This window comes from Maribacter stanieri, assembly GCF_900112245.1.
GTDB lineage: Bacteria > Bacteroidota > Bacteroidia > Flavobacteriales > Flavobacteriaceae > Maribacter > Maribacter stanieri.
The window spans coordinates 235,433-259,565 of record NZ_FOYX01000001.1; the positions used below are offsets into that span (position 1 = coordinate 235,433).

Genomic DNA, 24,133 nt, shown 5'->3' on the forward strand with positions numbered 1-24,133 from the left:
TGTACCAACTTATTTAATCTTAAAAATTTAGGGGTGAATGCAGCAGATTATAAATTTTCTAATTAGGTATAAGATTTTTTTACTATACCTTTTTCTGTTATTAATATCCTTTATTTTTACTTTTCAATCACATTCATACCACCAATCTAAATTTTTAAATTCTTCTAATTTTATTACTGGAAGCATTTATACTTTTTCAGACAATGTAACTTCTTATTTCAGCTTAAGAGAAGAGAACAACAAGCTTGTTGAAGAAAATAAAAAACTTAGAGATAAGCTATTCAATAATGTATTACTTTCTCCTTCAAAAATAGACTCTACTACTGTAGATTACGAAGTTGTAAGGGGTCGAGTTATAAATAACAGTTATGCTGATCAACGTAACTATATTACTATCAACAAAGGAAAGAATGATAGTATAGTTCAAGATATGGGTGTTATAACCGACAAAGGAATTTTAGGTATTGTTGAGAATACATCAGATAATTTTTCTACTGTACAAAGTATTTTAAGTGACAAATCTAACATCAATGCCAAGATCAAAAACTCTAATCACTTTGGATCTTTAGTTTGGGAAAATACAACAGATTATAACGTTGTTCAACTTATTGATATTCCAAGATTGGTACCACTTACTATTGGCGACACTATTGTAACAGGAGCCATGAGTAGTATTTTTCCGGAAAACATTCCTATCGGCACCATTAAAAGATTTGATTTAGACAACTCAAAAAGTTTCTATTTTATTGATGTAGAACTATTCAATGACATGACCAATATTGGTAACATTTACATCATTAGAAATTTAAACCGAAAAGAAGTTTTAGAATTAGAAGCAGAAACAGAAGCCAATGATTAATAGTACTTCATTTTTAATTGTGCTCCGATTTATTTTATTGGTGCTAGTGCAGGTGCTAGTATTCAATAAACTAAATTTTTTCGGCTATATAAATCCGTTGATTTATATTCTGTTTCTTTACTGGTATCCTATCAAACAAAATAGAACTACCTTTATTATTCTATGTTTTTTTTTAGGACTATGCGTAGATATTTTTTCTGACACACTTGCCATAAACGCGGCAGCTACCGTTACCATAGCTTATCTACGACCAACCATTATGCGTTTTGTCTTTGGTGTCAATTATGAATTTCAAAGTTTTAAGTTAAACAACAGTACTAAGGCACAACAATTCACGTTTTTAGCGTTATTGATTATAATACATCACTTGGTATACTTCACTTTAGAAATTTTCAGCTTTTCTAACAGCTTGTTAATTTTGCAAAAAACACTAACAGTGGGTGTATCTACATTGATTTTGGGCATATTGTTCAGTACGTTATTCAGCAGTAAAAAAGAATGAGAAAAATTCTTTTATCATTAATAATAGTTGTCATCGCAATTACCTTTTTGGGAAGGCTATCCTATTTGCAAATTTTTAGCTTTTCTGCAGAGCAAGTTTTAGAAGATCCGGCAATAAAAGCTATTTATGACTATCCTGAACGTGGCTATATTTACGATAGAAATGGTCATCTATTAGTTGGTAATGATCCCGCATACGATGTCATGGTTATACCAAGAGAAGTTAAACCCTTAGATACTTTAGAATTTTGCGGTTTACTTGGTATTAACAAAGAAAAGTTTATTGAAAAATTAAGAAAAGCAAGAGTTTACTCCCCTAGACTTCCTTCTGTTTTGGTTCCTCAGCTCTCTAAGCAAGATTATGCCAAATTGCAGGAGAAAATGCGTAAATACAAAGGTTTCTATATACAGAAAAGATCTTTACGCTATTACGACACCCCAAGTGCAGCAAACGTTCTTGGATACATTAGTGAGGTTAACGAAGGTGATTTAGCTGTCAACAAATACTATGTTCAAGGCGAACTAAAAGGTAGAACCGGGGTAGAACGTTATTATGAGGATTTACTTAGAGGAAGAAAAGGTGTTCAGTATATACAGAAAGATAGATTTAATAGAGATATTGGACCCTATAAAAATGGAACCATAGACACTTTACCAGAACAGGGTAAACAAATAAGCATCACCATTGACAAAACATTGCAAGAATATGGTGAATTATTAATGAACGGTAAAAGAGGTGGTATTGTAGCCATAGAGCCTGCTACGGGTGAGATTCTTTCTATGATTTCTGGACCAACCTATGACCCTGCATTATTGGTTGGGCGTGAGCGGTCAAAAAATTACACAAAGCTTTATAACGATACAATTGCAAACCCTACATGGGATCGCTCCATTCATGCACAACAACCTCCAGGATCTCCTTTTAAAACATTAAATGCTTTAATTGCATTACAAGAAGGAGTATTGGACGAATCTAGCACTATTCAGTGCTATCATGGTTTTTATGTTGGCAAGAAAAAGAGAGGTTGTCACTGTGGCGGTGGTTTACGCAATATGAACCAAGGTATATACCAATCATGTAATGCTTATTTTGCCGGAGCATTTAGAAAAATATACGAAAAATTTGAAACTACCGACGAAGGCATGGATGTTTGGGAAAAACACATGCGGAGTTTCGGCTTGGGAGATTACCTTGGATATGATTTACCTTTTGGTCAAAAGGGACGTATACCAAGTAAAGAGTATTATGATAAATGGTATGGTGACAATAGATGGAGCTCTTCTTATATAATTTCAAATTCAATTGGACAAGGAGAAATATTAGCTACACCTGTGCAACTGGCAAATATGACAGCGGCAATTGCCAATAGAGGACATTACTTTACACCTCATATTCTTAAGAAAATTGAAGGTAAGGATATTACAGAACCTAAATTTACGGAAGCTAAGCACACTACTATAGATCCTAAACACTTTGAACCTATTGTTCAAGGTATGGCAGATGTTTACCGAAAAAGAGGAGGTACAGCTTATTGGCTTCAAATTCCAGATATTGAAATTGCCGGTAAAACAGGTACTGCCGAAAATTTCACCAAAATTGATGGTGTACGTACTCAATTGACAGACCACTCAGTTTTTGTGGCTTTTGCACCTGTTGAGGATCCTAAAATTGCTATTGCCGTTTATATTGAAAATGGTTATTTCGGCTCTAGATATGCTGGTCATATCGCTACTCTTATGATAGAGAAATATTTAAAAGGCGAAATCACCAGAACCGATCTTGAAAAAAGAATGCTAGAAAAAACATTAGAGGCAGAATACGCGAAACCCTACAGTGGGGAAGAGTTCAAAATTAACGAGCGTGTCTGGTAGAAGCATCTTAAAAAGAATTGATTGGCTAAGTGTCTTTATCTATTTTGCACTTGTTTTTATTGGCTGGATCAATATATACTCAAGTACATTCACTGACGAACATAGTTCCATTTTTGATTTTGGCACTTTATATGGCAAACAATTATTCTTTATTGGTGTCAGTCTAGTTACTATAGTTATAATCTTGGCACTTGAGGTAAATTTTTACGAACGCTTTTCTAGTTTGCTTTATCTAATATCCATGATATCCCTTCTTGGGTTATTTGTATTTGGAAAAACAATTGCTGGCGCTACATCTTGGTACGACCTAGGTTTTTTTAACCTACAGCCTTCTGAGTTAGCGAAGGTGGCCACTGCCCTAGCTCTCGCCAAATACCTCAGTGATATTCAAACGGATATAAAGCGCAGAAAAGATCAACTTTATGCTTTTTTAATAATACTTATTCCTGCAATATTAATTATACCACAACCAGACCCAGGTAGTGCATTGGTATTCTTTGCAATGATATTTGTAATATTTAGAGAAGGATTACCCCTTTTCTATTTAGTTATTCTATTAAGCCTTATTCTCGTATTTGTCATCACCCTAATGTATGGTACTGTTTGGCTAATTATTGGTTTGGCTTTATTGATTATAATTTTATTCGCATCAAAACGTAAAACTTTAAAAATACCGGTAATTCCTCTTAGCTTAATCAGTGTAGCAGTTATCCTATTCTCCTTATCGGTGAACTTTGTATTCAATAATGTTTTTGAACAACGACACAGAGACCGTTTTGGACTATGGCTACGATTAGAAAAAGACCCTAATAAATTAGAGCAGATAAGAAAATCTATTGGATATAATACTTATCAATCTGAAAAAGCAATTGAATCTGGTGGGTTCTTTGGAAAAGGTTTTCTTGAAGGCACACGTACAAAAGGTGATTTTGTACCTGAACAACATACAGATTACATTTTCAGTACAGTTGGTGAAGAATGGGGATTCTTGGGTACTGCCACAGTAATAATATTATTTTCGGTTTTATTCTTACGATTGATATCCTTGGCGGAACGACAGAAAAATGCGTTTGCCAGAATGTATGGCTACGGCGTAATTTCTATTTTATTGATACACTATTTCATTAACATTGGTATGGTAATCGGTATTTTACCAACTATCGGTATTCCTTTACCTTTCTTCAGCTACGGTGGATCAGGACTATTATTTTTTACGATTTTACTCTTTATCTTCTTGCGATTAGATACCAACCGATTGAAAGAAAGTTTCTAAAATTTCCAGCCAGTAGTATTTTTACTTCCTTCGAAAGCACTTTGTTGCTTTTCTGATAGTTTGGCAAAAAAGTCGATTCCAGTTTCTTTTTCTATCTCATCAACAGACACTACGAAATTTCGTAAAGATGAAAATTGAGGTTTATTCGGTATCATAAAAGATATTGAATATATTTTGTCTCCATCTTTGCGAGCAATTATTTTATAAAAAACATCTGGCACATCAACATCCTCTTGCCCGATCTCTTCTAATCCACTTTCTAACACGCCACCGGTAAATATATACAACGTACCATACTTTTTTGCCCAACGTCTTGTTTGCTGCTCTAAATCGTTCCATATACCAGCATTGAACTCTCTATCTTGCGGACTTATATTACTTGTATAAAATGTTTCATTATATGCTTGCAATGAAAACCTACGGTCACCTGCAGGCACTAAATGCCCACGATCATAACCAGACCCCTTATAATTACGCCAATCTGCAGATTTAGAGGAAACGTATGGGTCCTCTATAAAATACGGTCGCTTTCTATCATCATATGTCAAGTGACTTTTGTCAAGAGTATACGCCACCCACTCTGCCTGTTCATATGGTTCATTATAAGACAATGTAAAATATTCATGATTTACAATTTCACCAGTAGTTGACGACGGAAGCAGCTCTTTCGGGAATTCATTTGAGATTGGTTCCTTATCACTATTTGAATAAGTAGCCGGAGTATAAAAGTTTTCAAATAACCAAAAGCCAATTACACATACTAGAATTAAAACACTATAAACAGTTCCATTTTTTTTACGGTATGCCATGCGCCAAAATTACCGTAATTTTGTAAGATATTAGGTAATTTACCGACCAATATACCTGGTATTTAAAGTCTAAACGAAAGGAAAAATATGATATTAACTTGGAAAGATATAATTCATTTTTCAGTAGATGGTAACCCTAAACCTGATAGAAGAGTTGAAAAAACAGAACAGGAATGGAAAGAAATTCTAACCCCTGAACAGTTTAGAGTTACTCGAAAAAAAGGTACAGAAGCCCCACATTCTGGCGCACTATGTAGCGCCCATGAAGCTGGAAAATATGAATGTGTTTGTTGTGGCACGCCATTATTCGATTCTACTATAAAATTTGAATCTGGTACCGGTTGGCCAAGTTTTACACAGCCTATTAAAGAAAATGCAATAAAATACCATAAAGATGTTTCATTTGGTATGATACGCGTAGAAGTTTTATGCAATACTTGCGATGCCCATTTAGGTCATATATTCCCTGATGGTCCAGAACCCAGCGGATTACGCTATTGTATTAATTCAGAATCCATGCAATTAGAAAAGGAGGAATCCAATGGCTAATACTAATTTAGAAATTGCCACCGTTGGTGGTGGATGTTTTTGGTGTACCGAAGCGGTATTTCAAGAAGTGAGGGGCGTTCATAAAGTTGTCTCTGGATATACAGGAGGTAAAGCCCCAGGTAGACCAACATACAGAGAAATTTGTTCTGGATTAACTGGTCACGCAGAGGTGGTACAGGTTTCTTTTGACCCATCGATTATTTCTTATGAAGATATTCTTATCATTTTTATGACAACGCACGACCCTACATCTTTAAACCGACAAGGTGCGGATGCAGGAACCCAATATCGTTCTGTCATTTACCATCATAATGAAGCGCAACAGAAAAAGGCTACAGTAGTCTTAGAAGAGATGCAAGCGGTGTATGAAAAGCCTATTGTAACCGAACTGAGTGCATTAGGCATTTTTTATGATGCAGAAGCAGATCACCAAGATTATTACAAGAATAATTCAGAACAGGGTTATTGCCAAGTGGTTATTAACCCTAAATTGGCTAAACTTCGCCAATTTCATGCAGACAAGCTTTTGAATTAAATATATTTTAGCTGGTCTTAAGAAAAATTCCATTCAGCTACAGCTATTTTCAATTCACCTATGAAATCCTAAATATTTCATAGGTGAATTTATTTTTGAGATATAATAACATAAAACCTACTTATTATGAATTCTCAAAAATCAATTTATTATATTGTATTAGCTCTTTTCGCAACAGCGGTTATTGGATCAATCATTAATTCTATTGTAAATTTTGATGTAGTTTCAACCACATTTACAAAGCTAGGTTATCCAGTCTATCTAATTCACATATTAGGTGTATGTCAATCAATAGGACTGTTAATGATTTTTACTAATAAATCTCACTGGTCTTTAGAATGGGTATATGCAGGTTTCTTTATGAATTACACTTTAGGTGCCATAGCCCATTTAGCTATTAAAGATGGTAACGGTGCATCTGCAGTAGTTTGTATTGTCTTATTATTTGTTACTTATATTCAAAGTAGAAAAATACGTAACACCAACAACGACTTGGCAGAATTTGGAAAGCCTAAGTATGCCAAGTACATTTAAAAATAAGTATTCCCCAAAAACAAAAAAAACCGCTACATGTATTATGTAGCGGTTTTTTAATTAAATTTTTATTCTAGTTCTTAACACTAGCCAGTTTACCTTGCTTAATATTATTCATTTTCAAATCTTCTAAGACGTTTACTGCTTCTTCAACATAAACATCTTTTGCTAGAAATTTATGCCATCTGTTACGTTTTTCACGAAGTACAGAATCTTTAGTGAATAACTCTTCTTCATAACCCAAAGATTGAAATGTAAGTTTAGAATCATAATCAGTCAATCTTTTAAAGTATTCTGACTGTTCCTTATCCTTATCCTTTTCTTCTTTATAAACCTCGAAGTTTAATGAAATTTCGGTTTCATCTTGTTCTGCCTTTAACCATTTTGCATTTTCTTCAATCAACTTAATCTGTTGACTAGAAGCCATTCTTTTCTTACTGTCTGCAATGGTTTTTTCATAGTCAATATAACCATCCCAAGCTTTATAATCTGCAGGAGTAATCTTATCCCAACCTAATGGATTAGACTGATCTCTTTCTCCCAAATCAATATAACTATACCTGTCTGGCACAACAATATCACTCTTAACACCTTCTAACTGAGTAGAACCACCGTTAATTCTATAAAACTTCTGTGTAGTAATTTTTATAGCACCTAAATCTCCATGCTCATTACTACGTAGCATATTGTTTAAAGGAATTACGTTCTGTACGGTTCCTTTTCCAAAAGTCTGCTTACTACCTATTACAATAGCTCTTTTATAATCTTGCATTGCAGCTGCTAAAATCTCTGAAGCAGACGCAGATAATTCGTTTACTAGAATAACCAAAGGACCGTCCCATTGAATTCTCTCATCTTTATCATCATAGACATCTTTGCCCTTATCTTTTGACTGTACTTGTACTATTGGACCGTCTTTAATAAACAAACCTGCCATCTCAACAACAGTCTTTAAAGATCCACCTCCGTTATCACGTAAATCAAGAATAAGCCCTTCCATGCCTTCTTCCTTTAAACGCTCTACTTCTTTAGCAACATCGGTTGCGGCATTTCTTTCACTATAATCATTGAAATCAACATAAAATTTTGGAAGGTTTATAATCCCAAATTTCTCTTGGCCTTTTATAATATTGGCTGATTTAGCATAAGACTCTTCTAATTCAACAACATCTCTTGTTAAAGAGACAACATCTAAAGAACCATCTACTTTTCTAACGGTTAAGTCAACAATAGTACCTTGAGCTCCTTTTATCAATTTAATAGCATCATCTAAACGCATACCAATAATATTGATCGGCTCTTCTCCATTCTGACCAACTTTAATAATTTCATCACCAACTTCTAATCGTTGATCTCTCCAAACTGGACCACCAGAAATAATCTCAACTATTTTTGCTCCTTCAGATTTTTTCTGAAGCTTTGCTCCAATTCCTTCAAATTTACCAGACATACTAGTATCAAACTTCTCTTTTTCTTCTGGTGCGAAGTAAAATGTATGCGGATCAAATTCATCTACAATTGTGTTGATATATTGTACGAACCAATCTTTACGTTCTAAATCATCAACGAAATCAAAAAATTCATCTAAAGTCGTTTCAGTAGATTTTCTAGATTCTTCTTCTGCTTCTTCAAGAGAATGTGCATTATGATCATGCTCATCTGTACTTTCTATTTCTTTGTTCTCCATATGGGAGATTTTAGAATCATAAGTTCCTAACGTCGCATATTTCAATTGTTTTCTCCAACGTTCTTTAAGCTCTTCTCTATCTGCAGCAAAAGGCTCTTCATCATATTTAATGCTAATGCTTTCGTTTTCCGAATAATCAAAAGGTGTTTCTAAAACTTCTTTATAAATATCCTTAGCATCGCCCATACGTTGCATCAACCTTTCATATACTATATTGAAGAAAGTGATATCCGTATTCTTAATTTCATCATCAATCTGATATTTATACTTTTCAAACTCAGCAATATCAGACGCTACAAAATATCTTTTAGTAGGATCAATAACGTCAATAAAATCTTCAAAGACATGTACAGAAAAATCATCATTAAGCACTTTAGGCTCATAATGTCCTTTTTCTAAAACATATGTAATTAAATCTAACAACAACTTATCCTTGTCGTCATTTTCAAAAGTTTTATTTGTAAAACTGCACGATGCTACTGTTGCGAGCATTAATAACAGTACGTAGGCTAAATTTCTTTTCATAAAATTATCTTTTACTTTCCTTTTCAATATCTCCGAATTTGAGGGTTATTAGCGACAGCAATAGCCACTTAAACCCCTAAGGTAAAGAAAAAACCATGCCATTTATTGTGCTTAGAATTAATTTTTTGTTAAACGGCATTTCGGGCTTATCATATTTAAAAACGTATTTTTACTACAGAAAGTATGTGTTATGGAAAAACCATTAATCTTAGTAACAAATGACGACGGCATTACTGCGCCAGGGTTACGAATGCTAATTTCTATTATGAAAAAAATAGGCGACGTGGTCGTGGTGGCCCCAGATAGTCCGCAATCTGGTATGGGACATGCCATTACTCTAGATACAGCCCTCTTTTCTAAGAAAATGAAGATTGACCTTGACAGCGATAATATTGATGAATATAGCTGTAGTGGAACACCGGCAGATTGTGTGAAATTAGCACTTCAAGAACTATTGCCAAGAAGACCAGACATTTGTGTTAGCGGCATAAACCACGGATCTAACTCTTCTATAAATGTAATTTATTCCGGCACCATGAGTGCTGCGGTTGAAGCAGGTATTGAAGGTATTCCCGCAATAGGTTTTTCTTTATGCGATTACAATTGGGAGGCAGATTTTACGCAGGCACAAGACTATATTTACACTATAGTTACCCAAGCTTTGGAAAACGGTATTCCTAAAGGGACCGTATTAAACGTAAACATCCCTAAGCTTCTTAAAAAGGAAATTAAGGGTATTAAAGTTTGTAGACAAGCAAAGGCAAACTGGAAAGAAAAGTTTGATAAACGCACCAACCCAATGGGCAAAGATTATTACTGGCTTACAGGTGAATTTGAGTTATTGGACAAAGGTGAAGATACCGATGAATGGGCGTTAGCCAACGGGTATATATCAGTAGTACCAACTCAATTCGATTTAACCGCACATCACGTAATTCAGGAACTAAATACGTGGGACTTTTAATAAAACACATTCATAGATTACAATAATTACGCATAAAAAATTTAAATGAATACCAAAAAAGAAATCCTCATCGGTTTTATAGTAGGCATTATCGCCAATGCTATTGGCACTTTGCTATATATTCTTATATTCTCAGAATTAAGTATTGCTGAAACTTACAAAGCTGCTGTAGCACAAGAACATGTTGGCAGTCTTTTAGCCTTAGGCGCTATTCTAAACCTCATTGCTTTTTTCGGTTTCCTGAAAATTAAGAGAGACCATAGGGCAAAGGGTGTTTTAATTGCTACCATCTTAACCGCATTTGTAATACTTTACTACAAAGTCTTTTAAAATGAAATACTATATAATTGCGGGCGAAGCATCTGGCGATCTTCATGGGTCTAATTTAATTAAGGCGCTGAAGAAACAAGATGAACATGCCAATATTAGATGTTGGGGCGGTGATTTAATGGAACAAGCTGGCGGCACCTTAGCAAAACATTACAAAGAGTTAGCTTTCATGGGATTTTTAGAAGTTATTTTAAACCTAAATTCCATTTTTAAAAACATTAAATTTTGCAAACAAGATATAGCTGCATTCAAACCTGATGCAATTATATTTATAGATTATTCCGGATTTAACTTACGTATTGCAAAGTGGGCGAAGGAACATAATTTCCAAACTAATTATTATATCTCCCCTCAAATATGGGCTTCTAGAGAAGGTAGAATAGAAAAAATTAAAGCGACGGTCGACCACATGTATGTGATTTTACCATTTGAGAAAGAGTTCTACGAAAAGAAACATAATTACCCAGTCAATTTTGTTGGTCACCCATTATTAGATGCAATTGCAAATAGACCGGAATTAATTGAACATTCTTTTAGGACCGCCAATGGACTGGATTCTAATAAACCAATAATTGCACTATTACCAGGCAGTCGTAAACAAGAGGTGCAAAAAATGCTTACCCTAATGCTTTCGTTGACTGAAGGTTTTAATGATTATGAATTTGTTATTGCCGGCGCTCCTAGTTTAGACAAAGAGTTCTACGCTACATTTCTAAATGATGCCAATGTAAAATTCATTCAGAATAAAACATACGATCTGCTCACTATTTCAACTGCCGCATTAGTTACTAGTGGTACGGCAACTTTAGAAACAGCTCTTTTTAAAGTACCACAGGTTGTTTGCTATAAGGCAAATTGGATTTCTTATCAAATTGCAAAGCGAATCATCACTTTAGAATATATCTCTTTAGTGAACCTAATAATGCAGAAAGAAGTAGTTAAGGAACTAATTCAGGATGATTTTACAAAACAGAATTTAAAGAAAGAACTGAACTTAATTTTAAAAGGAGAAGCAAGAGCCAAACAACTAAATGCCTATGAGGAGCTTATTGCCAAATTAGGAGGTTCTGGCGCAAGCTCAAAAGCTGCTTCGTTAATCATTAAAAATGCCAAAACTTCTTAGGTTTAATTATTTTAAAAAATAATTATATAATTTTGAGGTTATACGTACTAAAAGGTACACTCTGTTTTTATGCGCATACTACCATATTTTATTGTTATTTGTTTTTTAGCCAGTTGTGGCGTTAAAAAAAATAGTACTTCTGATAAGGAGCGAAAAATTTCTGTTGCAGCTGCCAATAATGAACGGACAGGTAATACAACAGTAACAACCAGAACAGAAGAACGAACTGTCAACACCTCATTTACAAATACCAAGGCAGACGAAATAATCAATACAGCACTTTCATTTTCTGGCACTAGATATAAGTTTGGTGGTACCACAAAAAAAGGAATGGATTGTTCTGGTTTGCTTTATGTTTCCTTTGGCGAGCATGATGTTCAACTACCAAGAACTTCTTTTCACATGGCAGAAGAAGGGCATCGCGTTACGGTTAAAAATGTAGAAAAAGGTGATTTATTGTTTTTCAAAACTAGCAGAGGTTCTAAACGTATTAACCATGTAGGTATGGTTGTAGGTACCGATAATGACGAAATAACTTTTATTCACGCATCAACATCTCGAGGTGTTACCGTATCATCTTTAAGAGACGGCTTTTGGAACCAAGCATTTGTAAAGGCTACAAGAATTTTATAACATGAAACTCTTAGCGTTTATTCCTATCAGATTAACGCTATTACTAATTGTTGGAATTTTAATAGGTCATTACTTTTCGTTCAACCCTACACATCTCCTCTTTACAACTCTTTTTCTTTTTGTTCTTCTTGCTAGTATTTTCGTTTTTGAAAAGAACACGAAATCTATCCTTTTCGGAGCAATTGCTACGCTATCGTTTATACTCCTTGGCATCTACAGTTATACTGCTGCTCAACCTATAAATAACCCTAGCCACTATAGCAAATACACACAAGCAAAAGATGCGCTTTGGGGTTTAAAAATAAAAGAAATACTAAAACCAAATCAATTCTCTAATCGGTATTTTGCAACGGTTGAAGGTATTGATGACAAGAAATTTAGTGGCAACCTATTAATTACTATACCAAGAGACTCTACTTATCAAACCTTGAATGTTGATGATGAATTGTTAACCTATGCTGATATTCAATCTATTCCCAATCCTTTAAATCCACATCAATTTAATTACAAAAAATACTTAGAAAATCTTGGGATTTATCATCGTATGAACATTACCCCTGGTACATTTGTGAAAATAAAAAACTCGCGTGCAACCCTAATAGGCACTGCTGCCAAGGCACGTAATTATATTATTAAAAAACTTGATCAAGAAAATTTCGGAGCAGATGAATTAAGTGTTATTCAGGCTTTGCTACTAGGTCAACGTTCAGACATCTCAGAAGAGACTTATACGAACTACCAAAAAGCCGGCGCCGTTCATATTTTAGCTGTATCGGGCTTACATATCGGTATTCTACTATTACTAATTCAGTTTTTACTAAGTCCACTACAATATTTCCCTAAAGGCAGAACTATTACCCTAATCCTATCTGTTCTTTTGTTGTGGACATTTGCATTTATTGCAGGACTGTCTGCAAGTATTATACGTGCTACTACAATGTTTACTTTCGTAGCCTATGCCCTCTATTTAAATAGACCTAGCAATACATTTAACATTCTTGCACTTTCCATATTGTTCATTCTTCTATTCATTAATCCTAATTTGTTATTTCAAGTGGGATTTCAAATGAGCTACGCTGCCGTATTTGCCATTTTATGGATATTTCCTTTGCTAAAAAAATTATGGTTTCCGAAGAACAAAATCATAAGATACTTCTGGCAGTTGCTGTGTGTTAGTGTTGCTGCTCAATTAGGTGTTTTACCTATTAGTTTATATTATTTTCATCAATTTCCGGGATTGTTCTTTATTTCGAACTTAGTAATCATACCTGCATTGGGAGTTATTCTAGGTATGGGCATTTTAGTAATATTCTTGACCTTGCTAAATTGGCTACCTTCTCAATTAGTATGGTTTTACAATGAAGTTATCGGTCTTATGAATAGCCTTATCGCATGGGTCGCTAAACAAGAAAACTTTATTTTCAGTGCAATCTCTTTTGATTTCATTCAGCTAGTTCTAGCTATTCTAGTTCTTGTTATGGGCATTGAACTTTGTACAAAATTCACCTATAAACGAATAATTTTCTTCTTAATAAGCATCTTGTGTTTTCAAGGCTGGACGGTGTATCGAAATTTTGAGTCTAATAAAAAGTCGGAAATATTAGTTCTACATCAAACAAGAAAAAGTATTATTATAAATAGAAATGGAAATAATTTATCCATCATCACCAACAAAAATAATACGCCAGATTATTTAATATCTGATTACAAAACTGCAGAACGAATAGATAATGTAAAATTTGATTCGTTAAACAATAGTTATACTTTTCTAGACAAATCGCTATTGATTATTGATAGTACAGGAATTTATCGGAAATCAACATCTAACAGAATACTTCTAACACAATCCCCTAAAATTAATTTAGACAGACTTATTGATAGTTTGATGCCAAATGAAATTATTGCAGATGGTAGTAATTACAAAAGCTATGTTAACCGTTGGAAAGCGACTTGTATAAAAAACAAAATCCCTTTTCACTATACTGGCGAAAAGGGATATTATAATTTTGAATAAATTAAATTAATGAACTTTACCCATTAATCTTTTTATTAGAGGAGATGCCAAAAGAACAATTGCTCCAGCACCTATAGCGTATTTAGCTATTAGCATAAACCCATCTGTATATACAGTTAGCGTTTCAAAACCACCTACGTTTTTATCTGTACTTTCAATTGCAAGTTGCTTACCAATAAAGCCTACTATCTGAAAAGCAAATGCTGATGATAAAAACCAAACACCCATTATAAAAGCAATTAAACGCAATGGTGCTAAATCTGTCATTTTAGATAAGCCTACAGGAGACATAAACAACTCTCCTACAGACAATAAGAAATACATCAATAATAAATATGTGAATGGAACAAAGCCACTTTCGTTTGCACTACCACCACTTAAGGCAAGTACATAGAAACTTATACCCGCAAAAAGCAATCCTAATCCGAATTTATATGGTGTTCTAGGATTCCACTTTTTCTTACTTAACCATGTCCACATCATTGAAATTGGAATAGCCAATATAATAATGAACATAGAATTCAATGAATTTGTTTGGGCTGCAGACATAATACCATCTAAGTCAATGTTTCTAGCTGCAAACAGCGTAATAACACTACCTGACAACTCATGGAAACCCCAAAATATGGTCATAAAAAATGTAAGCAATACCGCGACAAATAACTCTTTTCTCTCCTTTACATTAGCCTTAAACATTTCATACGCCAAGTAAGCAAGTACCGCAATACCTATTCCTGTAAAGATTACATTGACTATATTTTGATCTGCGAACATACCATCAGTAGCAATAGCTTTATAAGATGCCAATAACAAAGCAATTAATGGTGCAGAAAGCACAGCCAGCACTGGCACCAAAATTCCCTGCTTAACTCCAAGAACCTTTTTTTCTAATACATGCTCATTTGGTGGTAAACCCCTATCTCCAAATACATTGGTCTGGATACCTCTCCAAAATACGATTAAGCCTGTTAACATACCAATACCTGCCAAGCCAAACCCATAATGCCAACCGTAGGTGGCAGCTAACCAACCACACAATAAAGGTGCTACCCAACCACCAATATTAATACCCATATAAAATATAGTAAAACCAGAATCCTTCTTGGGATCTCCTTTTTCATATAAGGTACCTACGAATGTGGAAATATTAGGTTTAAAAAAGCCATTACCTACAATGATTAATGATAGGGCTAAGAAAAAAGCCATGTTATCTTCAATAGCCAAAACAAAGTGACCAATAGACATAAGTATTCCTCCCAAGAAAATTGAATTTCTCATTCCCAATATCTTATCCGATAATTTTCCGCCAATTACCGTAGAAGCATAAACTAACGAACCATAAGAAGAATATACCGCAGCGGTAGCGTAATCTCTTTCAGCCAAAGCTTGAAAGATTACATCTATCATGTAAAGTGTAAGTAGTGCACGCATACCATAGAAGCTAAAACGCTCCCATAACTCGGCAAAAAATAAGTAAAACAAACCTTGTGGGTGTCCAAAAATCTGTTTCTGGTCTGAAATTTCAGTACTTTCAGTCATAGTTCAATTTGTTAGTTATAAGTTCTCTTTTATAAAATTGGTCATTTTGTTATACAGGTGAATTCTTGTGTTTCCACCATAAATACCGTGATTTTTGTCTGGATAAATGCCCCAATCGAACTGCTTGTCCGCTTGAATCAAAGCTTCTATCATACGCATAGAATTCTGTACATGAACATTATCATCACCAGTACCATGAATCAATAAATAATCTCCTTCCAATAACTGTGGATAGTTAAATGGCGAGTTATCATCATATCCACTTGGGTTTTCCTGTGGCGTTTGCATATAGCGCTCCGTATAAATTGTATCATAAAATGCCCAGGACGTAACCGGTGCAACTGCAATTGCCATTTCAAAAGTATCATTACCCTTTAATATGCAATTGGTCGACATAAAGCCGCCATAACTCCAACCCCAGATACCTGTTCTTTGTTCATCAACATATGCCAAATCACTTAATTTCTTTGCTGCAGCAATTTGATCTTCTACCTCGTACTTACCTAGTTCCTTTTGAGTGACCTTCTTGAAATCTCTCCCTTTTAAACCTGTGCCACGACCATCTACACATGCAACAATATACCCCTCAGACACCAACATTTGATGCCAATAATCATTTGCACCCATCCAGCTATTAGAAACATTCTGAGAACCAGGACCGCTATATTGGTACATAAATAAAGGATACTTCTTAGCTGGATCAAAATCTTTTGGCTTAATCATATACATGTTAAGATCATTGCCATTAATAGAAATTGTAGAGAACTCTTTTGGACTAACAGCGTACCCATTCAATTTTTCCAATAACTGTTTATTGTCCTTTATATCTTTTACTTTCTTACCATTAATTGCTTGATGTAATGTATACATCGGAGGCATTTCTGCACTAGAGAACGTATTTATGAAATAGGTGAAATCTGCACTAAACGAAGCATTGTTTGTGCCTTCTGTTACCGCCAATGCCTTCTTGTCATCACCACCGCTACTAATATTGTAAACGCCACGATTTATAGAACCATTTTCTGTAGATTGGTAGTAAATTTTATCTTCGTTTTGGTCATAACCATAATATTTGGTTACTTCCCAATCACCTTTTGTAATCTGATTCATTAAACTACCATCTTCCCCATAAAGGTAAATATGGTTCCAACCATCTTTTTCGCTAGACCAAATAAAACTATCATCTTCTAAAAATGTTAGGTTATCAGTTATATCTACATAAGCATCGTCTTTTTCTTCTAACAAAACAGAAACATCACCTTTTTTGGCATCAATAGAATACATCGTTAAATGATTTTGATGTCTGTTCAAGGTTTGAACACTCAACATATTTTTATGGTTTTTCCACTTGATACGTGGTATGTAATAAGCGTCATTTAAATCCACTGCAGTAATTGCACCACTGGCAACATCTAAAAGATGTAAGGTGACAATCGAGTTATTCTCCCCTGCTTTTGGATATTTAAAAACGTGAGGCTGTTGATATAACCCCGTTCCATAAACATCCATAGAGAATTCTGGAACATTGGTTTCATCAAAACGAAGGAAAGCTATTTTAGAACCATCGGCATTCCATTCAAAAGCGCGAACAAATGCAAATTCTTCTTCATAAACCCAATCAGTTACTCCATTTATTATTTCATTTTTCACTCCGTCAACCGTAACCTGCTTGGTTTCACCTGTTGCTATATTGAATAGGTAAATATTATTATCTTTTACGTAGGCAACTTTCTTTCCATCTGGCGATAGTGTTGGCTCTTGTATTTTGGCATCGCTTATTCTAATTACTTCCTTAGCGTCTATATCATATACATAAAATATACCTAAAGTAGAGTGCCTAAATATTGGCTCTATCTCCGTTGATAATATCATCTTTCTTTCATCGTCACTAAAGCTGTATGCTGAAAAGGAAGAAATACCTTGTAAATCTGCTGATGATACTATTGTGGAAACCTTGTTTAATGTTTTATAATCATATTTATCAACCGTAGTTATTTGGTTAAATCTATTTCTGTTTAGAACGGTATATTGAGTGCCATTCTTCATAGATCTTAGCGCATCCATCCCTTCAGTTCTAAAAGCGCCTTGATAAATCTCGGAAATTTCAATTTGTTTTTCCTGTGCCCAAGTAAATACGCTGAATGAAAGTAAAATCAACGCAAATAAGTGTGTTTTTCGCATAAATTATTGAATTTTGTTAAATCTCTCAAGTTTACCACTATTTCCTCAAAAAAACACGCTTTACCCCGAAAAAGAAACCGCATTTAACGCTTTGCCAAGTTAAAATAGATTCTTGTCAATATGCTTATCTTTACTACCGTAATAACATGTACGATTTTTGTAAATTTTGATCTTTACATAACATCAATCATAGAAGAAAGTTATACCTAAATGACCAAGCCAATAAGTGGTTTCTCCAAACTTACGAAAGAAGAAAAAATAGATTGGATCACCGCAAATTACACTCAAAATAAAGAACAATCAAAGAAAATTTTGCAAACGTATTGGAATGAAAACGAAAGCATTCAACAGCTGCATGATGAATTTATTGAAAATACACTCACCAACCTTTACGTACCTCAGGGCATTGCGCCAAACTTCTTAATTAATGATACGCTTTATGCCATACCAATGGCCATTGAAGAAAGTTCTGTTATTGCCGCAGCAAGTAAAGCTGCTAAGTTCTGGTTAAAAAGAGGTGGGTTCAAAGCTGAAATTTTAGGTACTGAAAAGGTAGGTCAAGTTCATTTTATTTTCAAAGGTGATGCCACAAAACTGAATTCGTTTTTCACTTACTTAAAGCCCATATTATTTGCAGAAAGTGCTTCTTTAACCACCAGCATGGAAAAAAGAGGTGGCGGTATTTCTGATATTGTTTTAAGAGATAAAACCTTAGACTTAGATCATTACTTTCAACTTCATGCAACCTTTCAAACGAAAGATGCCATGGGTGCCAATTTCATTAATAGTTGCTTAGAACAATTTGCCACTACCTTAAAAAAAGAGGCTGCAAATTTTGACGGATTCTCCGCTCAGGAGAGAGACGTAGAAGTTGTTATGAGCATCTTATCCAACTACGTTCCTAATTGCACAGTACGCGCCATGGTTAGCTGCGCTGTAGAGGATTTAAAGTTGACTACTGAACTAACTCCGCAACATACAGCTGAAAAAATAATACAAGCCATAAAAATTGCCCAAGTAGAGCCTTACCGTGCCGTTACGCATAACAAAGGAATTATGAACGGAATAGACGCTGTAGTTCTAGCCACTGGAAATGATTTTAGAGCTATAGAAGCCGGCGTACATGCTTATGCATGTAGAAACGGACAATACAGTAGTTTAACGCATGCCGAAATTGATAATGGAATTTTCAAATTTTGGATTGAGCTTCCACTTGCCTTAGGCACCGTTGGCGGACTTACAAATTTACATCCGTTAGTAAAATTAAATCTTGAAATTCTTCAACGTCCATCTGCAGAAGAATTAATGCAAATTGTTGCGGTTGCCGGACTTGCCCAAAATTTTGCAGCGGTGAGCTCTTTGGTAACTACAGGAATTCAAAAAGGGCATATGAAAATGCACCTTTTAAATATCTTAAATCAACTAGGTGCCAATGAAAATGAAAAAGCTACATTGGTAGAATATTTTAAGACCAACCCTGTAACACATAACGGAGTTGAGCATCAACTTAAAAACCTCAGATAATAAGACGTTCATAAATGACCAAAGAATTTTATAGTAACGGAAAATTATTGCTAACAGGTGAATATGCCATTCTTGACGGTGCTAAAGGCTTAGCCTTACCCACCAAATTTGGACAGTCATTAACATTATTAGGTTCAGATTCAGAAAATTTTGTCTGGAACAGTTTAGATGAAAGTGATAATATTTGGTTTAGTTCTGAATTTTCAAAGAAGGATTTAAAAACAATTCATACCTCTGACAGAGAAGTAGCATACCGGTTATCTCAAATTCTTATAGAAGCAAAAAAAATAAATCCTTCATTTTTACAACATTCAACTGATTTTTATTCGGCAGAGGCCAAAGCTACTTTCCCAAGAGATTGGGGACTTGGTACATCTTCCACATTAATTGCCAATATTGCTACTTGGGCAGAAATTAACCCATATCAATTATTAGAAGCTACCTTTGGTGGTAGCGGTTATGATATTGCTTGCGCAACGCACAATACTGCAATCACCTACCGAAGAAATGGTTTTGAACCAATAGTAGAAAGAGTGGTTTTTGACCCTAACTTTAAGGACCAACTGTTTTTTGTATACCTCAATCAGAAGAAGAATAGCCGAGATGCTATTAATAGTTACAGAAATTTAGATTTCAATAAAGAAAAGCTGATATTAGAAATAGATGAGATAACCGATCAAATAATAATGTGTGAACATTTAAAGGACTTTGAACTTCTATTGAATGAACATGAGACTATATTATCTAAAACGCTACAAATACCTACTGTAAAGAATTCTCTTTTTTCAGATTACAATGGAACTATTAAAAGCCTGGGAGCTTGGGGCGGGGATTTCATTTTAGCCACAGGAACTGCAACTGACATGTCTTATTTCAATAACAAAGGCTACAATACTATTCTACCATTTCCAGAAATGATTCTATAAAAAAAGCATCCATTTTTGGATGCTTTTTTATAACTCTTAAAATTACTACTAGTAAAAAGTAGCTCTTTTATCCTCAATTTCAGAACCGTCTTTTAACGCATTGTAAACTGCAGTGTTTACACGGCTAGCTGCTCCTGTTTTTAAAGCATTAGCATATACACTATAATTATCTAATTTAGGAGCTTCTGTTTTCTTTACAATTTCTATTTTAAAAACTCCTGTATTTCCTTGAATTAGACCGGAAGTTGATCCAGCTGCCATTCCGTAAGCAGTACCTACAACTACTGGCTCACTACCTGCTCCTGGAATAGTTGGAGATTTTACAGTAAGTGCAGAAGCATTAGAAATACTTACACCATTATCCGATGCAATTGCACTCATATCCTTGCCCTTGTTGTCAGCTATTATTTTTGCCGCCTTACGTTCTTTTCTAATAATCGGTAAAACAAGAACAGAAGCATCTTCAGCACTCATTACACCTTTAGCATAACTACCTGTTAACTGAACTACCGCATAACCATTATTAATGTTGAATCTTTTGATATCACCAACTTCAGTATCAGCATTAAAAGCCCACTGAACAATATTTCTTTGATTAGATAATCCAGGAAGATTTTCGTCTAAAGCCTTAATTTTATTTACAGGACGAACTACATATTCTTCTTTTTTAGCTAAAGCAGAAAATGCACTTTCATCATCTGTAGTTTCCATTTCAAATTTAGTAGCATTTGTAAACAATGTATTAATTGTTTCTTCAGAAGCTACTATTTCTCTAGATATAGTAGCTATTTGAACTACATCCTCTTTATCGTCTATTTTAATAACATGAAATCCAAAATCAGTTTCAACCAATCCAATAGAACCTTCATTATTGTTAAAAGCAAAATCATTGAATTTAGGAACCATAACTCCTTTTTGGAAATATCCTAAATCACCACCGTTCGGTGCAGACGGTCCGTCTGAGTTATCTCTTGCCAATTCAGCAAAAACAACTCCAGATTTCTTAGCCTCTCTCAATAATTCCTTTGCCTTAGCTTCTGCTTCTTCTTTAGTTCTTGTAACTGCAGGGTTAGCTCTTGTAGCACCTGTATAAGCTAAAAGAATATGACTTGCTTTTACAGAACCATTTGGCTTTCTAGCAATCATTTTAGAAATCTTGTATGAATTTCCATCTTTATAAGGACCGTAGATTTGACCAATATTTAAGCTCATTAAAGTATCTGCTACGCTAGAAGGTAAATTTTTCTTTGCCTTGTATATTGTATCAAATTTAGTATCAGAATATCTATCTAAAAATGCAGTAACATCTTTTGTATTTCTGAATCCTTTAATAGTATCGTTACGGTCTGTTTGAGAATTATATTCAACAGTATCATCTAACAGTTTAGTGATCTCTTCTTTAATAGCATTTTGATCTGCTTCAGATGGCTTCTCTTGAAAATACACATATTGTAAATCTCTAGCAGGATCTTGCTTGTACTCTTCTTTATGCTTACTAACGTAATCCGCGATTTCGCTTTTAGTAACATTTATAGTACTATCTGGAATAGATGTGTAAGGTACTCTTACATACTTAATATCCATTTTTTCGTTAGCTAATTTATAATCTAACTCTCCTTCTTTCAAAGTAGCACCAACACCAGCCTTTACCATATTAAAGTACGTCTGTTCTTTTGCTAACTGAACGATTTCGTTTTCAGTTTGTAACCAAGCACTGTATTGTGCTGGATTGTTAACTTTCCAATCAGCTACCGTTTGCTTAAAGATGTTAGGATCAAACTGACCGTTTTGGTTTTGAAACTGAGGATTCTGTGCGTACCCAGTAGTTCTAAGAAAATCAACAATTTGATCTTGCTCTATACCAATACCTAAATCTTCAAATTGTTCTCCTAAAATTGTTTGTCTAACCTTGTTCTCCCAAACCTGATTTACAACTTGCATAGAAGATGTAGTTGGACCGACTCTATTTGAAGCTACTTCAACTTCTTGTCTGAATTCATCAATAGAAATATCTTCTCCATTAATTTCAGCTACAGACGAGCCTACTTTTTCTCCACCAAAATTACTACTGGTAAATACCCCAGAAATAACAAATGCAAAAAGCGCTAAACCTATTATCAAGATCAACACTGTTGTACGTTTCCTAATATTTTCTAATACTGCCATTCTTATTAACGTTTAAAATAATCGTTTGTGGTTATTGGGAGGCAAAACTACCATTTTTAATTGAAATAATAAAAACTAAAAAGACTCCTAATTTATTGATTGATGCACTGTTATTCCTGTTCCAAAACTTCTATCGAAATCAAATCTATTTTGGTATTGGAAACTTCTAATACCGTAAACTTATAAGTCTCTATTGTAAGCTCTACTTCTTTTTCAGGAATTTCACCTAATGTATGTACTAAAAGCCCGCCAAGTGTCTCATATTCATCAGACACCGGTAGATTTAATTTATAATTTTCATTGATATCATCTACCTCTAAACGTGCAGAAAAAAGGAAATGACGGTCATCAACCCGCTCTTCCCTTAAGTCAGTCGTATCATGCTCATCTTCAATTTCTCCAAAAAGCTCCTCTACAATATCTTCTACCGTTACCAAACCAGAAGTACCACCATATTCATCTAACACTACTGCAATGCTTTTACGTTTCTTGATCAGCACATTAAGTATATCTTGAATTAGCATAGTTTCTGGAACAAACTCTACTGGCAATAAAATGCTTTTTATAGTTTTTGGTTTTTTAAACAACTCATATGAGTGTATGTAACCAATAACATTGTCTACAGTATCATTATACACCAGTACTTTTGAATAACCGGTTTCGGTAAATATTTTAGCTAAATTTTTTGGCGTCTCATGTACTTCTACAGCAACGATTTCCGTTCTTGGAACCATAACTTCACGCGCTTTTACAGCTGCAAATTCTAATGCATTCTGAAAAATTTGAATTTCGGTATCTACCTCATCTTCTTCTTCTACGGCTTCCATCTGTTCGGTAATATAATCACCAAGTTCTAACTTACTAAAAGCCAACTGCACTTCATCACCAGATGTTCCAAATACATATTTTAATATAAAATCTGATATCCAAATAATGAAATCTGAAATAAACGAGAACAAAATGTAGAACAAAAAAGCTGGAATCGCCAATAACTTCAACAGGTTATTAGCATAAATCTGAAAAAGAACCTTAGGTAAAAATTCTGCAGTTATTAATATTATAAATGTAGATATTAAAGTTTGGGTCAGCAGACTAAAATCTGTAATCAATAACTGTAGAATAGCATTATCAGGAACAATGCCCGTAAACCAATTCATGAGTAATTCTCCCATGAATAAGCCATAAATAACCAATGCTATATTGTTACCAATAAGCATAGTCGCTATAAATTTTGATGGTTTTTTGGTTAGCCTGGTAAGTACCATAGCCAAAAATCCCTCTTGTTTTTTCTCTATTTCAATATGGATTTTATTCGCAGAAATAAAGGCAATTTCCATTCCTGAGAAAAATGCTGAAAATACTAAGGAAAGTATAATGATAATACCGGCTGTACCCACTATTTATTGTTATTATCCCGTTTACGTTGTTCAAATTTTTTCCGGTAGTTTCTTCTAAACAAGAACATTCCAATAGAGACTACTGCGAAAAATATGAAGAAATAAGCCATACTTCTATCAGTGTTCCAATCACTAAATATTCTATAAACCGAAAAACCTGCTACTAAAACATATAAGTACTCTGTATACCTT

The 24,133-nt window shown here is 34.3% G+C and carries 20 protein-coding genes; 14 read left to right on the forward strand and 6 right to left on the reverse strand.

Annotation, left to right across the window (positions count from 1 at the left end; all coding sequences use genetic code 11):
* Positions 1-37: 37 nt before the first annotated feature.
* Genes mreC through rodA form a run of 4 tightly spaced genes read left to right on the forward strand, consistent with a single transcriptional unit; the run spans position 38 to position 4,505 of the window.
* The gene (gene mreC / locus BM296_RS01025; RefSeq protein ID WP_027066021.1) at positions 38-859 is read left to right on the forward strand and encodes a rod shape-determining protein MreC; all 822 of its coding nucleotides are present in this window, start codon (positions 38-40) and stop codon (positions 857-859) included.
* Positions 852-1,361 carry a rod shape-determining protein MreD gene (mreD, locus tag BM296_RS01030; protein ID WP_027066020.1) on the forward strand — a complete coding sequence of 170 codons (510 nt, stop codon included), beginning with the start codon at positions 852-854 and terminating at the stop codon, positions 1,359-1,361. Before mreC ends, mreD begins: the two co-directional genes overlap by 8 nt.
* Positions 1,358-3,232 (forward strand): penicillin-binding protein 2, encoded by a 1,875-nt coding sequence (gene mrdA, locus BM296_RS01035; RefSeq protein WP_091900749.1) that lies wholly within the window; start codon positions 1,358-1,360, stop codon positions 3,230-3,232. Before mreD ends, mrdA begins: the two co-directional genes overlap by 4 nt.
* The gene (gene rodA / locus BM296_RS01040) at positions 3,222-4,505 is read left to right on the forward strand and encodes a rod shape-determining protein RodA (RefSeq protein ID WP_091900751.1); all 1,284 of its coding nucleotides are present in this window, start codon (positions 3,222-3,224) and stop codon (positions 4,503-4,505) included. The genes mrdA and rodA overlap by 11 nt, the downstream gene beginning before the upstream one ends.
* Here rodA and BM296_RS01045 read toward each other — a convergent pair.
* Positions 4,502-5,314: a DNA/RNA non-specific endonuclease gene (locus BM296_RS01045; RefSeq protein WP_091900753.1), complete on the reverse strand. Its 813-nt coding sequence runs from the start codon at positions 5,312-5,314 to the stop codon at positions 4,502-4,504. The genes rodA and BM296_RS01045 overlap by 4 nt on opposite strands.
* A 90-nt stretch (positions 5,315-5,404) precedes the next feature.
* On the opposite strand from BM296_RS01045, the gene msrB reads away from it, so the two are divergent.
* From msrB to BM296_RS01060, 3 genes are all read left to right on the forward strand, one after another.
* Entirely contained in the window at positions 5,405-5,863 is a 459-nt protein-coding gene (gene msrB, locus BM296_RS01050; protein ID WP_027066016.1) for a peptide-methionine (R)-S-oxide reductase MsrB, read from the forward strand.
* Entirely contained in the window at positions 5,856-6,398 is a 543-nt protein-coding gene (msrA, locus tag BM296_RS01055) for a peptide-methionine (S)-S-oxide reductase MsrA (RefSeq protein ID WP_091900755.1), read from the forward strand. Before msrB ends, msrA begins: the two co-directional genes overlap by 8 nt.
* A 126-nt stretch (positions 6,399-6,524) precedes the next feature.
* Entirely contained in the window at positions 6,525-6,932 is a 408-nt protein-coding gene (locus tag BM296_RS01060) for a DoxX family protein (protein WP_091900757.1), read from the forward strand.
* Positions 6,933-7,005: 73 nt separating this feature from the next.
* On the opposite strand, the gene BM296_RS01065 is transcribed toward BM296_RS01060, so the two are convergent.
* Positions 7,006-9,144: a carboxy terminal-processing peptidase gene (locus BM296_RS01065; protein ID WP_091900759.1), complete on the reverse strand. Its 2,139-nt coding sequence runs from the start codon at positions 9,142-9,144 to the stop codon at positions 7,006-7,008.
* 190 nt (positions 9,145-9,334) lie between these two features.
* On the opposite strand from BM296_RS01065, the gene surE reads away from it, so the two are divergent.
* The 5 genes from surE (at position 9,335) to BM296_RS01090 (ending at position 14,208) form a co-directional block, all read left to right on the forward strand.
* Positions 9,335-10,108 carry a 5'/3'-nucleotidase SurE gene (surE, locus tag BM296_RS01070; RefSeq protein WP_027066013.1) on the forward strand — a complete coding sequence of 258 codons (774 nt, stop codon included), beginning with the start codon at positions 9,335-9,337 and terminating at the stop codon, positions 10,106-10,108.
* Positions 10,109-10,153: 45 nt separating this feature from the next.
* The gene (locus BM296_RS01075; RefSeq protein WP_027066012.1) at positions 10,154-10,438 is read left to right on the forward strand and encodes a hypothetical protein; all 285 of its coding nucleotides are present in this window, start codon (positions 10,154-10,156) and stop codon (positions 10,436-10,438) included.
* 1 nt (position 10,439) lies between these two features.
* Entirely contained in the window at positions 10,440-11,561 is a 1,122-nt protein-coding gene (lpxB, locus tag BM296_RS01080) for a lipid-A-disaccharide synthase (RefSeq protein WP_091900761.1), read from the forward strand.
* A gap of 69 nt (positions 11,562-11,630) precedes the next feature.
* Entirely contained in the window at positions 11,631-12,194 is a 564-nt protein-coding gene (locus tag BM296_RS01085) for a C40 family peptidase (RefSeq protein ID WP_036145995.1), read from the forward strand.
* Between the two features lies 1 nt (position 12,195).
* Complete coding sequence (locus tag BM296_RS01090) at positions 12,196-14,208, forward strand: ComEC/Rec2 family competence protein (protein ID WP_027066009.1); 2,013 nt, start codon at positions 12,196-12,198, stop codon at positions 14,206-14,208.
* A gap of 6 nt (positions 14,209-14,214) precedes the next feature.
* Here the strand turns inward: BM296_RS01090 and BM296_RS01095 are convergent, their stop codons facing one another.
* Together BM296_RS01095 and BM296_RS01100 are read right to left on the reverse strand one after the other, a co-directional pair.
* The gene (locus BM296_RS01095) at positions 14,215-15,747 is read right to left on the reverse strand and encodes a peptide MFS transporter (RefSeq protein ID WP_027066008.1); all 1,533 of its coding nucleotides are present in this window, start codon (positions 15,745-15,747) and stop codon (positions 14,215-14,217) included.
* A gap of 15 nt (positions 15,748-15,762) precedes the next feature.
* On the reverse strand, positions 15,763-17,928 hold the full coding sequence (locus tag BM296_RS01100; RefSeq protein WP_091900763.1) for a S9 family peptidase: 2,166 nt from the start codon (positions 17,926-17,928) through the stop codon (positions 15,763-15,765).
* 210 nt (positions 17,929-18,138) lie between these two features.
* On the opposite strand from BM296_RS01100, the gene BM296_RS01105 reads away from it, so the two are divergent.
* Both BM296_RS01105 and BM296_RS01110 read left to right on the forward strand, forming a co-directional pair.
* Positions 18,139-19,452: a hydroxymethylglutaryl-CoA reductase, degradative gene (locus BM296_RS01105; RefSeq protein ID WP_027066006.1), complete on the forward strand. Its 1,314-nt coding sequence runs from the start codon at positions 18,139-18,141 to the stop codon at positions 19,450-19,452.
* Positions 19,453-19,466: 14 nt separating this feature from the next.
* Positions 19,467-20,378, forward strand: coding sequence for a GYDIA family GHMP kinase (locus tag BM296_RS01110; RefSeq protein ID WP_091900765.1), 912 nt, complete (start codon positions 19,467-19,469; stop codon positions 20,376-20,378).
* 48 nt (positions 20,379-20,426) lie between these two features.
* Here BM296_RS01110 and BM296_RS01115 read toward each other — a convergent pair whose 3' ends face one another.
* The gene (locus BM296_RS01115) at positions 20,427-22,544 is read right to left on the reverse strand and encodes a peptidylprolyl isomerase (protein ID WP_027066004.1); all 2,118 of its coding nucleotides are present in this window, start codon (positions 22,542-22,544) and stop codon (positions 20,427-20,429) included.
* 110 nt (positions 22,545-22,654) lie between these two features.
* The gene (locus BM296_RS01120) at positions 22,655-23,881 is read right to left on the reverse strand and encodes a hemolysin family protein (protein ID WP_051638274.1); all 1,227 of its coding nucleotides are present in this window, start codon (positions 23,879-23,881) and stop codon (positions 22,655-22,657) included.
* Positions 23,882-24,133: the final 252 nt, after the last annotated feature.